Genomic DNA, 13,262 nt, shown 5'->3' with positions numbered 1-13,262 from the left:
TCGCCTCCGCGCGCCTGTTGAGGCATCGCCATGCAAAAGGCCCGCCGTGGTAAAACCGCGGCGGGCCTTTTGTGCGTGTCGGGCAGGAGCCTTGCAGCTATTCGGCAGCCTCCAGCGGCCATTCGCCGGCGCGGGCGGCAAGCCCGCTCTCCTCAAGCGCCTCCGGCGTTGCGCCGCCATAGACCCAGTTGAGCAGTTCCGCCGTGTGAACCACCGGCAGGCCGGTGCCGCCGCCGATCTGTGTCATGCAACCGATGTTGCCGGCCGCCACCAGATCGGGGGCGAGCTTCTCGATGTTGGCAACCTTGCGGTCGCGCAGACGCCGGGCCAGGTCGGGCTGGAGAATGTTGTAGGTGCCGGCCGAGCCGCAGCACAGGTGGCCCTCCGGAACGTCGCGCACCGCGAACCCGGCGGCGGAGAGCAAGGTCTTCGGCAGGGCGGTGATCTTTTGTCCATGCTGCATCGAGCAGGCGGAGTGATAGGCGACGGTCAGGCCGGGACGGAAGGCGGGTGCGCCAAGGTCGATCTTCGCCAGATACTCGGTCACGTCCAGGGCAAGAGCTGAAACGCGTGCGGCCTTGTCCGCGTAGGCCGGATCCCCGCGCAGCATGAAGCCGTAGTCCTTGATCGTGGTGCCGCAGCCCGACGCTGTGATCAAGATCGCATCCAGTCCCGCGCCATCGATCTCGCGCATCCAGGCGTCGACGTTGCGCCGTGCGTCTGCAAGCGCCTTCTCCTCCTTGCCCATATGGTGGACAAGCGCGCCGCAGCAGCCCTCGCCCCTGGGCAGCACCACCTCGACGCCGGCGCGGTTGAGCAGCGCGATTGTCGCCTCGTTGATGCTGGGCTGGAGCACCGGCTGGGCGCAGCCGGTCAACAGCGCGACGCGGCCCTGGCGCTTGGCCGCCTGCGACGCGAAGCTGCCTGGCCCGGAGATCCGCGAGCGCACCGGCGCCCGCGACGGCGCGAGCTCAAGCATCGCGCCGAGCGGCTTCAGAGGACCGCCGAGGGCTTTGAGAACCGGCGCGAGCGGGCGGGCAAAGAAGGCGGCGACCAGCGACAGGCGGAAACGGCCCGGGTGAGGCAGCACGGCGGCCAGCAGCGCGCGGGTGAAGCGGTCCGCCAGTGGCCGCTTGTAGGTCTTGTCGATATGTGCGCGGGCATGGTCGACAAGGTGCATGTAGTGAACGCCCGAGGGGCAGGTCGTCATGCAGGACAGGCAGGACAGGCAGCGATCGATATGCTTGACCGTGCGCGCGTCCGCAGGCCGGTCGTTCTCCAGCATGTCCTTGATCAGATAGATCCGCCCGCGCGGGCTGTCGAGCTCGTCGCCGAGAAGCGCGAAGGTCGGGCAGGTGGCGGTGCAGAAACCGCAGTGCACGCATTTGCGCAGGATCTTTTCGGATTCCGCCACATGCGGATCGGCGAGCTGGTGGATCGAGAAAGTCGTCTGCATGGTCAGCTTCCCATCCGGCCCGGATTGAGGATCATGTGCGGATCGAACTGGGTCTTCACCCGCGCGGCGAGTGCGGCGAGCGCCGGTTCCTGTGGCTGGAACACATGGAGCGCGGCGCGCAGGGGCGCGGGCGCGCGCACCAGCGTCGCATGGCCGCCGCCGCAGGCCGCGACAGCCGCGCGGACCTCGTTCTCTTTTGCATCGGCGCCAGGAACCGTGAGCCAGACCAGACCGCCGGACCAGTCGTAGAACGCCGTCGTGCCGGCGACACTCTCGGCGATACGCGCGGCCGCCTCGGCACCTGCCGTCGGTGCGACCGAGAGGCGCCAGACCAGATCGTCCGTTCCCGCGAAGGGTTCGGCATCGCGCACCGAGCGCCACAATGCCCGCGACGCGTCCGCCTCGATCCGCGCGATGGGTGCGCGTGCGCCCAGAAGCCGGTTCAGAAGCTCGAAGCGATAGTCGACCGAGGGACCGAAGCCCTCAAGGCGCAACAGCGTCGCGGCGCCGGAAACAACATCATGTCCCCGCGCGCGCAGCCCGGCGCTTGCCGCCTCCGGCAGATGCGCGGCCGCCGAGACCTCCGCCGAGGATCCCATCGCATCGGTCATCGCCGCGATGGCCTGCGTGTCGGACAGGCCGGCGAGATGGAACGTCGCCTCGGTCTCGCAGCGCGGATGCACCTTCAGCGTGATGCGGGTCGCGACCGCGAGCGTGCCCCAGGAGCCAGTGAGCGCGCGCGGCAGGTCGTAGCCCGTCACGTTCTTCACCACCTGTCCGCCGGACTTGAAGATCTCGCCACGGCCGGAGACCGCGTCCATGCCGAGAATATGGTCGCGCGCGGCCCCGAACTTCAGCCGCTTCGAGCCGGCGAGATTGGCGCCGATGACGCCGCCAAGCGTGCCCTGTCCGGCGGGCTGGCCAAGCAGTGGGCCGTAGTCGAGCGGATCGAAGGAGAGTTCCTGGTTCTCGCTGGCGAGCGCTGCCTCGATCTCCGCGATCGGCGTGCCGGCGCGCGCGGTGAGGATCAGCTCGGCCGGCTCGTAGAGCTCGATGCCGGAAAGGTCGGAGAGGTCGAGCACATGGCCCGCCTGCACGGGCTTGCCGAGCGCCCGCTTGGAGCCGCTGCCGATGATCTCGACGGGCTCGTGCTCGGCCATCGCCCATTGGACGGCGTCGCGGGTTTCCTCGGCCGTGCGCGGCTTGAACGTGTCGGACATGGTCGTCGTGTCGTCCTGGCTTCTTGCGGGGGCGCTCAAAAGCGCGGAATGTCGGGGAAGGGGAGCTGTCCCTTGTGGACATGCATCCGGCCGAGTTCGGCGCAGCGGTGCAGCACCGGAAACACCTTGCCCGGGTTGAGGAGCTGTTTCGGGTCGAAGGCGCATTTCACCCGTTGCTGCTGCTTCAGGTCGTCTTCGGTGAACATCTCCGGCATCAGGTCGCGCTTCTCAATGCCGACCCCGTGTTCGCCCGTCAGAACGCCGCCGAATTCCACGCAGAGCCGCAGGATATCGGCGCCGAAGGCTTCGGCCGCCTCCAGTTCGCCCGGTTTGTTGGCATCGTAGAGAATGAGCGGATGCAGGTTGCCGTCGCCGGCGTGGAAGACATTGGCGCAGCGCAGGCCGTGCTTCTCGCCGAGCGCCCGCATACGGGTCAGCACCTGCGGCAGCGCCTTGCGCGGGATGGTGCCGTCCATGCACAGGTAGTCCGGAGAAATCCGCCCGACCGCGGGGAAGGCGGCCTTGCGCCCGGCCCAGAAGTTCAGCCGTTCCTCCTCGCTCGTCGAGACGCGCACCGAGGTTGCCTTGTTGGCGGCCGCGATCGCCTCGACGCGGGCGAGCAGATGGTCGACCTCGGCTTCCGGTCCGTCGAGTTCGACGATGAGCAGCGCCCCGGCCTCGCGCGGATAGCCCGCATGGACGAAGTCCTCGGCCGCGTTGATCGCGAGTTCGTCCATCATCTCCATGCCGCCGGGAATGATGCCGGCGCCGATGATTTCCGCGACGCAGCGCCCGCCATCCTCGCTGCTGGGAAAGCCGATCAGCGCGGCGCGCGCCGTCTCGGGCTTTTGCAGGATTCGCACGGTCACCTCGGTGACGACGCCGAGCAAGCCCTCGGATCCGGTCATCAGTGCCAGCAGGTCGTAGCCCTCGCTGTCGAGATGCTTGCCGCCGAGCCGGATCACCTCGCCGGTGACCAGAACCATCTCCAGGCCCAGCACATTGTTGGTGGTCAGCCCGTATTTCAGGCTGTGCACGCCGCCGGAGTTCTCGGCGATGTTGCCGCCGATGGAACAGGCGATCTGCGAGGAGGGATCGGGGGCGTAGTAGAAGCCGAGATGCTCGACCGCGCGGGTGATGCCGAGATTGGTGACGCCGGGCTGGACCACCGCCGCCCGGTTGGCCGCGTCGATGTCGAGGACCCGGTTGAACTTCATCATCGACAGCAACACGCCGTCGCCGACGGGAAGAGCTCCGCCGGAGAGCGACGTTCCGGCGCCGCGCGGCACCACCTTGACCGCATTCTCGTGGCAGTAGCGCAGCACGGCGGCGACCTGCGCAACGGTCTCCGGCAGCACCACGACCAGCGGCAATTGCCGGTAGGCGGTGAGCGCGTCCGTTTCATAGGGGCGCATTTCAACATCCGCGTCGATGACGCCCTCGCCGGGCACCAGCGCCTTCAGCGCCTTGACGATCTCGGCGCGTCGCTCGAGCACGCCCGCGTCGGGCTTCGGCATGGCGATGCCGCTCATGGCTGGCTCCTCCCGTGGTTTTCTTCGGCACGCTCCGCCGTGCGCCGTCCTTCGGCGCGCAGGCCGATGCGCGGATTCTGATTCTGCGAGTGTGACAGGACGCGAGACTGCGATAAACAGTCTAAAGTGGACAAGAATAAACTACGGTATGTTGAAAATGAGCAGCTTCCCCGACATGGAGATCTTCGCCCGGGTCGTCGGTGCCGGCAGCATGTCGGCGGCGGGGCGCGAGATGGGCTTGTCCCCGGCGGTCGTTTCCAAGCGTTTGCGACGGCTCGAGGACAGGCTGGGCACGCGCCTTCTCCAGCGTACGACCCGTCAGCTCACCCTGACCGAGGCGGGGCAGGGCTACTATGAGCGCGTGGTGGCCATTCTCGCGTCGGTGGAGGAGGCGGAGGCTTTCGTTTCGCGCCGCTCGGCGGTGGCCCGCGGCACCTTGCGGGTGAGCGCGCCGACCTCTTTCGGACGCATGCACATCGCCCCGCATCTGTCGAAGTTTCTCGCCGTCAATCCAGAGCTTGCCTGCAACCTCGATCTGTCCGATGCGCTGGTCGACATTGTCGGCGAGGGCTACGATCTGGCGATCCGCATTGCCGAGCTTGAGGATTCGAGCCTCGTCGCGCGCCGTCTGGCTCCGGTCCACCGGGTGCTCTGTGCCGCGCCCGCCTATCTCGAGAAGGCCGGGGCGCCGCTGTCCATCGCCGACCTCCAGGACAATCACGTCTGCGTCTCCACCACCCAGCAGGAAGTGTGGCGGCTCGCCGGGCCGCAGGGGATCGAGCTGGTCAGGACCGGCGGCCCGATCCGCACCAACTCCAGCGAGGTCGTGCGCGAGGCCCTGCTTTCGGGCGCGGGCGTTGCACTGCGCTCGACATGGGACATCGGTCCGGAGTTGCGCGCCGGCCAGCTTTCCATCGTGCTGCCGCAGTATCGCGCGTCGAAGAACGTCGGGCTTTTCGCTGTCTACCCCAGCCGCCGCTTTCTGCCGGCGAAGGTGCGCGTCTTCATCGACTTCCTGGCCACGCTCTACGGTCTCTCGCCGTATTGGGACGAGGGGCTGGACACCTGGCTGGAGGCCGGGGCCACGGTGGATGACCCCGCGGATTGAGCCTGTTCGCGATGACGAGGTTGCGACAAAGTGCCCTGTCGGGGTGACGTGCCGGCGGATCGTGCTAGTGTTCGCGGGTGTGAAGACAGCGGCGGCCAGTGGCTGCCCGCTTCCAGAAAGCATGTTTCGGGAGAGATGCGAATGAAACGCGTGATGATGCTCGCTGGTGCCGCCCTTGTGGCGCTCACCTCGGCTCAGGCATGGGCCGACGGCGACCCGGCCAAGGGCGAGAAGATTTTCAAGAAGTGTGCTGCCTGCCATGCGGTTGGCGAAGGCGCCAAGAACAAGGTCGGTCCGGAGCTGAATGGCGTTGTCGGCCGCCCGATCGCCTCGCTGGAGGACTACAAGTACTCCAAGGCGATGACTGCGTTCGGCGAAGGCGGCAAGGTCTGGGATTCCGAGGCCCTGCATGGCTACCTCGAGGCCCCGCGCAAGATTGTGAAGGGCACGAAGATGGCCTTCGCCGGTCTGCGCAAGGAAGACGATCGCGACGATATCGTCGCCTATCTGTCGCAGTTCAATCTGGACGGCACCGCAAAGTGACAACCCGGCCGCGGGTCCTCGCGGCTCGCGGTCGTCGACAGGGGCCGGGCGTTTCGCCCGGCCTTTTTGCGTGCGGAGCCTTCAGCTCTCGCCGTGGCCGTCATCGTGATGCCGGCGGATGCGGCGCACGGTCAGGAAGACGATGGCGAGAGCCGCCGGAACGGCCAGGCCGGTCATCGTCTCGGCGGATGGCAGGAACACGCCGAGCGGCCCCTTCTTCGCGCCCTTTGCAAGATATCCGAACAGTCCCACCACATAGTAGCTGATCGCCGCCACCGACAGGCCTTCGACCGTCTGTTGCAGGCGCAGTTGCAGCCGCGCGCGGCGGTTCATCGCCTCGAGCTGGCCGCGCGCCTGCTCCTGCAATTCCACGTCGACGCGGGTTCGCAGCAAGGTCGCGGCGCGGGCGAGCTTGCGCGACAGGTTGGCCTGCCGCTCCTCGAGCGTCTCGCAGGTGCGCATCGCCGGCGCGAGCCGGCGGGAGAGGAACTGCGCCAGGGTGAAATGACCCTCGCGGGGGCTTTCGCCGATCGCCTCCAGCCGCTGGCGCACGATCTGGTAATAGGCTCGGCTCGCCCCGAACCGATAGGCGCTCGCCGCCGCGCCGGCCTCCAGGTCGGCGGCCAGACGGGTCAACTCGCTCAGCAGTCCGCGATTGGCATCCAGCCCCTCGCTCTGGCGCATCCGCTCGGTGAGCGCCAGCAGCTTGCGCTCGATGCCGGCGACACTGCCGGACTGACGGTGCGCCTCGGCAAGGCCGAGCATGGCGAAGCTGCGATAGGTTTCCAGCTCCAGCAGCCGCTGCACCAGCGCGCCCGCCTGAACCTCGCTCTGTCCGCGGGTGCCGACAAGGATCCGCGTCAGCCCGTCCCGGTCCTGACGGAAGTCGGTGGCGATGGTCGCCTCGCCATTGCCTGCTTCCGCGACAGAAAGGCTGGTCTGGTCGAAGCCGGAGAAGCGTGTTTCGTAGCCCTCGCTGCCGGCGGGCAGCACGTCGCAGCGCATGGCGACGAGCAGCGGCCCGGGAGCGCGGAAACTGGTGCCGAAGGGATGGCCTGCCGGGGGCACGTCGGGAGCCGAGACCGGGTCCATAGGCCCGTCCCAGGTGTAGGTCACGAACTCACCGTGGCGCTCGCGGCGCAGCACGGTGTCGCCGATTTCCACCATGTGATGACGCGAGGCGGGCTCGGGGCCGGCAAGTCCGGCGGCGCGGCAATGGCCGGAAAACCAGTCGCGGTCGGCCTCGGCGGCCGTATCGTCCACCTGAAAGCCGTAGCGCAGGAACACCCGAGGGGTCTTCAGCGGGTGAAAGGGGCGGGCGTGAACCTCGCCGAGCACCAGATCCCGTGCGGGATGCGGCGCAAAGGACGGCATGCCGCCGGCCGTCCTTGCGGTCCCACTCTGCGTGTTGCCTGTCATCGTGCCCCCTCCGTGCGTCGCGCTTCCCACGCCATGCGGCGTGGAAGGCGCGACGCCGCCGGCAGGGGTGCCTGCCCCGCCCGCGGTGTTGTCCTCATGCGCGAGAGCCCGTCCGCTCCGCCGCGCGATCCTAGTGCATCGCGTTCGACAACAGAACATCCGCAAGCCACGGCACGAGGGCCATGAAAGGGAATGCACGGCGCCAGCCCGATCAGGGGAAGCGTACGAAAGGCGTGCTGTCCTTGTGGATGCGCTGAATCGTCACGCCGGGAGCCTGCCTCGCCCTTCAGGTCGCAGAAGGCGAGGCGCGCGGGCTGTCGCGATCACCTTGCAGAGCTGGATGTCGAGTTCCCTCAGGTGATTGGCGAGACTGCGCGCAACATCGTCTTGCTGCATACGCCGTGCTCCTGCTACCGTTCCTCCTCGACGGTGTGTTCTACAATCGGGCTTCGTTCTATCGCCATCCTGGATTTTGCGAGAAAATCTTCGACCAGCAGCGCGCCGTTCACGCGGCGCTTTGCGGGCCGATGCCGATGCCGCGGGACACGCGGCGGCGGCGCATCGTCTCGGCGTTGCGTCTGGAGCAGCGCCTCGACACGACGTACGAAGACAGCAAGCGGCGGCGAACGTCGCGGCGATCGACGGAGGATGTAATCGGATCATGACCGAATCCGCGCCCCAGGGGGCATCCGCGCGGCCCGAGACAGGGCAGGGCGCACCAGGCCAGGACACACCGCCGCTTCGGGTCGGTCTGTTCGTCACCTGCCTCGTCGACCTCTTCCGCCCGAGCGTCGGCTTTGCCGCCGTCAAGCTGATGGAAGATGCCGGCTGCACGGTTGAGGTTCCCGTCGCCCAGACCTGCTGCGGCCAGCCGGCCTTCAACTCTGGCGACCGGGCCGATGCGCGTGCCATCGCCGAGCAGGTGATTCGCGCCTTCCAGGGATACGACTATGTCGTCGCCCCTTCCGGATCCTGCGCCGGCATGCTGAAGAAGCATTATGCCGAGCTCTTCGACGGCGATGCGGCCGCGACGGAGCGGGCGGAGGCGTTTTCCTCGCGCGTTTTCGAGCTTGTGAGCTTCCTTACCGATGTGCTGGGCCTGACGCAGGTCGACGCAGTGTTTTCCGGCAAGGCCACGTATCACGACAGTTGCTCGGGCCTGCGCGAGCTTGGCATCCAGGCGCAGCCGCGCAAGCTGCTTGCCTCCGTCGAGGGGCTGGAGCTGACCGAGATGCAGGATGCGGATGTTTGCTGCGGCTTTGGCGGCACCTTCTGCGTCAAGTATCCCGACATCTCCGACAAGATCGTCAGCGAGAAGACGCGCACCATCGCCGACAGCGGGGCGGAGTTGCTTCTGGCCGGCGATCTCGGCTGTCTCATGAACATGGCCGGCAAGCTCAAGCGCGAGGGCAAGGCCGTCCAGGTGCGCCATGTCGCCGAAGTTCTGGCGGGCATGACCGACCAGCCTGCGATCGGCGAGCGTCGGCGCTAGGCCGCGGACCGGATTTCACCGGGGAGGGAAACGATGCGGATCACGTCACCGCAGTTCAGGGAAAATGCCCGCGAGGCGCTGCACGACCAGTCGCTGCAGCGCGCGCTCGGCAACGTGCGCTCCGGCTTCATCGGCAAGCGCGCGAAGGCGGCGGCGGCACTGCCGGAGTTCGACGCGCTGCGCGACAACGCGCGCGACATCAAGAACCACGTTCTTGCTCATCTTGACCTCTATCTCGAGGCCTACGCGGAAAAGGTCGAGGCGGCCGGCGGCCACGTTCATTTCGCGCAAGACGCGGAGGAGGCCCGCCGCATCATTCTCGATCTGTGCAAGCAGAAGGGCGCGCGCACGGTCACCAAGGGCAAGTCGATGATCACCGAGGAGATCGGCCTCAACGCCTTTCTCGAAAGCCATTCGGTGACGCCGGTCGAGACCGATCTCGGCGAATACATCATCCAGCTGCGTGGCGAGCATCCGAGCCACATCATTGCCCCGGCGGTGCACGTCAACAAGGATCAGGTGGAGGCCGACTTCCGCCGTGTCCACACCCAGTTCGATCCGGGCCGCAACCTCGAGGAGGCGACCACGCTGCTGAGCGAGGCGCGCTCGGTCCTGCGCGAGAAGTATTTCCAGGCGGACATCGGCATCACCGGTGCCAATTTCCTCGTCGCCGAGACGGGCAGCTCCGTCATCGTCACCAACGAGGGCAATGGCGATCTCACCCAGATCCTGCCGAAGACCCATGTGGTCGTCGCCTCGATCGAGAAGATCGTGCCGACGCTCGAGGACCTCTCGCAGCTGCTGCGGGTGCTGGCGCGCTCCGCCACCGGCCAGGACATGTCGGTCTACACCACCGTCTCCACCGGCCCGCGCCGGGCGGAGGACCCGGACGGGCCGGAGGACTACCACGTCGTCCTGCTCGACAACGGTCGCTCGTCGATGCTCGGCACCGAGTTCGAGGAGATGCTGCGCTGCATCCGCTGCGGCGCCTGCATGAACCATTGCCCCGTCTATCACGCGGTCGGTGGCCATGCTTACGGCTGGGTCTATCCCGGCCCCATGGGCGCGGTGCTGACCCCCTCGCTGATCGGCGTCGACCAGTCGGGCCACCTGCCCAACGCCTCGACCTTCTGCGGGCGCTGCGAGAGCGTCTGCCCGATGCGTATCCCCTTGCCCAAGATGATGCGTCACTGGCGCGAGCGGGAGTTCTCGCGCAATCTCAATCCCGCGGCCGCCCGCTACGGTCTCGCGCTGTGGGCCTGGCTTGCACGCCGTCCGGCGCTGTACCAGCGCGCAACCCGGATCGCGGCCGGTCTTCTCGGCTGGTTCGGCAAGGGGAGCGGCCGCTTCGCCTCCCTGCCGCTTGCCGGCGGCTGGACCAGGCACCGTGACTTTCCCGCCCCGGAGGGCGAGACGTTCCAGGCGCGCTGGGCGCGCGAGCGGGGCGCGGCCCCGGCCGGAAAAAGGAGGGCCGCATGAGCGACGCCAAGGCATCCATCCTGGCGCGCATGCGCGCCTCCATGGGACAAAAAGGCGATGACCCGGCGCGGCGCGCCGCCGTTGCCGACCGTCTCCAGCGCGCGCCGCGCGGACTGATCCCCGCGCGAGGCAGGCTTGAGGGTGCGGCCCTCGTCGATCTCTTCTGCAACATGGCCGGCGCGGTCCAGGCGACGGTTGCGCGCGTCGCCGCTCCCGCCGACGTGCCGAAGGCGGTCAGCGATTATCTGAAGGACAAGAACCTGCCCGCCCGCATTCGCCACGGTGCCGATCCGTTCCTGGCGACCATGCCCTGGGCGGAACAGAAGCAGCTCGAGGTCGACGAGGGGCGGGCGGAAGGCTCAGATCTCGCGACCGTCTCGCATGCGCTGGGAGGCGTCGCGGAGACCGGAACGCTGATGCTGACCTCCGGCCGCGACAATCCGACCACGCTCAACTTCCTTCCCGAGCATCACATCGTGGTGCTTGCGGCCGAAGATGTCGCTGGCGACTACGAGAGCCTTTGGGACCGCGTTCGCGCCCGCTTCGGCAAGGGCGTCATGCCGCGCACGGTCAACATGATCACCGGCCCGTCGCGCTCGGCCGACATCGAGCAAACCCTGCTCCTGGGGGCCCACGGGCCGCGCGCTCTGCACATCATCGTGGTGGATAAGGCGACTTTCGGCACCGCGTGAGGCGGCCTGGAGGCCACATGTCGGAGCAGACGCGGCGCCAGCGCGCCGCGTCATCGCCTTGCACGGCCGACGATGGCTCTGTATCATGAACAAAAAGGGAACGACATCTTCCCCCTCCGCTCGACGCTGTCGGGGAGGGGCGGGAAAAGTCATGCGCGCAATGCGGCTTGGAGAAAAGGACGAAGGCGTGAGCGAGACGAATGGAACGGCGGGAGATCGCCAGGAGCAGCAGGTTCCAGCCGGTCTGATCCGGGGCGAGGACGGTCGTCTGCGCTGCTGGTGGCACGGCAACAAGCCGGACTATCTGAGCTATCACGATGAGGAGTGGGGCCGGCCGGTGACGGATGACTGCCGGTTGTTCGAAAAGATCTGCCTCGAGGGCTTTCAGTCCGGTCTCTCGTGGCTGACGATCCTGCGCAAACGCGAGAATTTCCGCGCCGCCTTCGCCGGTTTCGACCTGGCGCAGGTCGCGCAATTCGGCGATGCCGACATCGAGCGGCTGCTTGCCGATGCCGGCATCGTGCGCCATCGCGGCAAGATCGTCTCGACAATCAACAACGCGCAGCGGGCACTTGAACTGGTGGCGGAGAAGGGCTCGCTTGCCGCCTATTTCTGGTCGTTCGAGCCCGCGCCGGAAGACCGTCCCGAGCGCTGTGACCATGCCACCTTGTCGGTTCTCGGGCAGACGGAGACCTCCAGGGCAATCTCGAAGGATCTCAAGAAACGCGGCTGGAGCTTTGTCGGTCCGACGACGGTCTATGCCTTCATGCAGGCGATGGGCATGGTCAACGATCATCTCGAGGGGTGCTGCGTCCGCGAGGCCGTCGAGGAGGCGCGAAACGCGCTCTCCCGTCCATCGGTTTCCGCTGGTTGAAATCGCCGGGCTCCGGCAGATGATCTTGGTCATCCGTAGAAGATGCAGGGAAGGAGTTGCGTAAGGCTGGCGGAGTCGTCTACCGTCATCGTGTTTTCGGAAGTCGGTCCGTCATGTCTGTTGTCGCCAGCTTCCAGGTTCCGGAGAGAAACCGGGGCCCGGCGGCGCGACGGTCAGGCAGTGCGACAGACGGGCAGCGATGAGGACGCTGCCTGTGATGTCGCTGACTGGGACGACGCTGACCGGGACAACACTGATCGCGATGACACCGGCAGGGAGGACACCGGCCGGAAGCGGGAGAGCGCGAGGGGCCGGAAAGCCGGCGGTCTCGCGGCATGCAACGCGGAGAGCGCCCTGAAAGAAGGCGCGACACGCGCTCTGGGAGGAGAACATGAAGCTTATTCGTCTTGCGGTCGGCCTTGCCGCCGGCCTCGCCTTTTCCGTTTCCGCCGCCATGGCCGAGACGACCACGCTGCGCATCACGCTGCAGCTTCCACTGAAGAGCCATCTCGGTGAGAACGTCAGCGTTTTCAAGGAGAAGGTGGAGGAAATCTCGAAGGGCGAGATCGCCGTCGAGATCTATGATTCCGCCCAGCTCTACAAGGACAACGAGGTGCCCGAGGCCGTCGGCTCCGGTGCCATCGAGATGGGTGTCGCCTCGCTGACGCGCTATGTCGGCGACGTTCCTGCCGTCGATCTCTTCTACCTGCCCTTCCTGCTCAACAGCGAGGAACTGGTGCGCAAGGCCGTGGCACCCGACAGCCCCGTGCGCGGGCCGCTCGACGAGGCGATCCTCGAGACCGGAGGCCGTGTGCTCTGGTGGCAGGCCTATGGCGGCTCGGTGTTGCTGTCGAACGGCGAGCCGATCCGCACGCCCGCCGATCTCAAGGGCAAGAAGGTCCGTGTCTTCGGCAAGACGCTCGGCGAGTGGATCAAGGCGGCGGGCGGCGCGCCGACGCTGATCTCCGGCTCGGAGCAGTATATCGCCTATCAGCGCGGCACGGTCGACGTCGGCATGACCGGTGTTTCCGGCGTCAAGAGCCGGCGCCTGTGGGAGGTGATGGACACGATCACGGTCACCAACAACGCCGACATCGAGTTCATTGTCGTGGTCAACGACGACTTCTGGCAGGGGCTTCCCGAGCAGCACCGGGCCTGGATCACCGAGGCGGCGCGCTATGCCGAGAAGGACGTGCGCGACCGCATGTCCTCCATCGAGCAGGAAGCCTACAAGGCGGCCGAAGCAAACGGCATGAAGGTCTACGCGCTTTCCGACGCGGAGGTCGAGACCTGGCTTGCCGACGCCCAGCCGGTTTACGACCAGTACAAGGCCGATGCCGGCGCGCTCGGCGAGAAGGTGCTTGCCGCCGCCCGGGCCTTCCGGAACTGATCCCCTCCGCATCCCGCGCCGGCGGCGGTCTGCCGCCGGCGTATCCCCTCTCGATGA

The 13,262-nt window shown here is 67.2% G+C and carries 11 protein-coding genes; 7 read left to right on the top strand and 4 right to left on the bottom strand.

The window, feature by feature from the left end; all coding sequences use genetic code 11:
* Window positions 1-97 precede the first annotated feature (97 nt).
* From glcF to ACSLUQ_RS11835, 3 genes are read right to left on the bottom strand one after another with little or no spacing between them, the layout of a single operon-like run.
* Window positions 98-1,456, bottom strand: a complete 1,359-nt coding sequence (gene glcF, locus ACSLUQ_RS11845) for a glycolate oxidase subunit GlcF (protein ID WP_461808646.1) — start codon at window positions 1,454-1,456, stop codon at window positions 98-100.
* 2 nt (window positions 1,457-1,458) lie between these two features.
* A complete protein-coding gene (locus ACSLUQ_RS11840) occupies window positions 1,459-2,676 on the bottom strand; it encodes an FAD-binding protein (RefSeq protein ID WP_461808645.1) in 1,218 nt (405 codons plus the stop codon).
* 35 nt (window positions 2,677-2,711) lie between these two features.
* Window positions 2,712-4,208 (bottom strand): FAD-linked oxidase C-terminal domain-containing protein, encoded by a 1,497-nt coding sequence (locus ACSLUQ_RS11835; protein ID WP_417772331.1) that lies wholly within the window; start codon window positions 4,206-4,208, stop codon window positions 2,712-2,714.
* A 157-nt stretch (window positions 4,209-4,365) separates the two neighbouring features.
* On the opposite strand from ACSLUQ_RS11835, the gene ACSLUQ_RS11830 reads away from it, so the two are divergent.
* Window positions 4,366-5,316, top strand: a complete 951-nt coding sequence (locus ACSLUQ_RS11830; protein WP_461808644.1) for a LysR family transcriptional regulator — start codon at window positions 4,366-4,368, stop codon at window positions 5,314-5,316.
* Window positions 5,317-5,457: 141 nt separating this feature from the next.
* Window positions 5,458-5,859, top strand: coding sequence for a c-type cytochrome (locus ACSLUQ_RS11825; RefSeq protein ID WP_417772333.1), 402 nt, complete (start codon window positions 5,458-5,460; stop codon window positions 5,857-5,859).
* Window positions 5,860-5,940: 81 nt separating this feature from the next.
* Here ACSLUQ_RS11825 and ACSLUQ_RS11820 read toward each other — a convergent pair whose 3' ends face one another.
* Window positions 5,941-7,278 (bottom strand): DUF3422 family protein, encoded by a 1,338-nt coding sequence (locus ACSLUQ_RS11820; protein WP_461808643.1) that lies wholly within the window; start codon window positions 7,276-7,278, stop codon window positions 5,941-5,943.
* Between the two features lie 661 nt (window positions 7,279-7,939).
* Between ACSLUQ_RS11820 and ACSLUQ_RS11815 the strand changes: the two genes are divergently transcribed.
* The 5 genes from ACSLUQ_RS11815 to ACSLUQ_RS11795 all read left to right on the top strand — a co-directional run bounded on the left by ACSLUQ_RS11815 (window position 7,940) and on the right by ACSLUQ_RS11795 (window position 13,205).
* The gene (locus ACSLUQ_RS11815; protein WP_417772335.1) at window positions 7,940-8,770 is read left to right on the top strand and encodes a (Fe-S)-binding protein; all 831 of its coding nucleotides are present in this window, start codon (window positions 7,940-7,942) and stop codon (window positions 8,768-8,770) included.
* 33 nt (window positions 8,771-8,803) lie between these two features.
* On the top strand, window positions 8,804-10,249 hold the full coding sequence (locus tag ACSLUQ_RS11810) for a LutB/LldF family L-lactate oxidation iron-sulfur protein (protein ID WP_417772336.1): 1,446 nt from the start codon (window positions 8,804-8,806) through the stop codon (window positions 10,247-10,249).
* Window positions 10,246-10,941 carry a LutC/YkgG family protein gene (locus ACSLUQ_RS11805; protein WP_417772337.1) on the top strand — a complete coding sequence of 232 codons (696 nt, stop codon included), beginning with the start codon at window positions 10,246-10,248 and terminating at the stop codon, window positions 10,939-10,941. Before ACSLUQ_RS11810 ends, ACSLUQ_RS11805 begins: the two co-directional genes overlap by 4 nt.
* A gap of 187 nt (window positions 10,942-11,128) precedes the next feature.
* Window positions 11,129-11,815, top strand: a complete 687-nt coding sequence (locus ACSLUQ_RS11800) for a DNA-3-methyladenine glycosylase I (RefSeq protein WP_417772338.1) — start codon at window positions 11,129-11,131, stop codon at window positions 11,813-11,815.
* A 391-nt stretch (window positions 11,816-12,206) separates the two neighbouring features.
* Window positions 12,207-13,205: a TRAP transporter substrate-binding protein gene (locus tag ACSLUQ_RS11795; RefSeq protein ID WP_417772339.1), complete on the top strand. Its 999-nt coding sequence runs from the start codon at window positions 12,207-12,209 to the stop codon at window positions 13,203-13,205.
* Window positions 13,206-13,262 lie beyond the last annotated feature (57 nt).

Source organism: Stappia sp. ICDLI1TA098 (assembly GCF_054880955.1).
The sequence above is the reverse complement of the archived record's forward strand: the minus strand, read 5'-3'. Positions and strand labels throughout refer to the sequence as shown.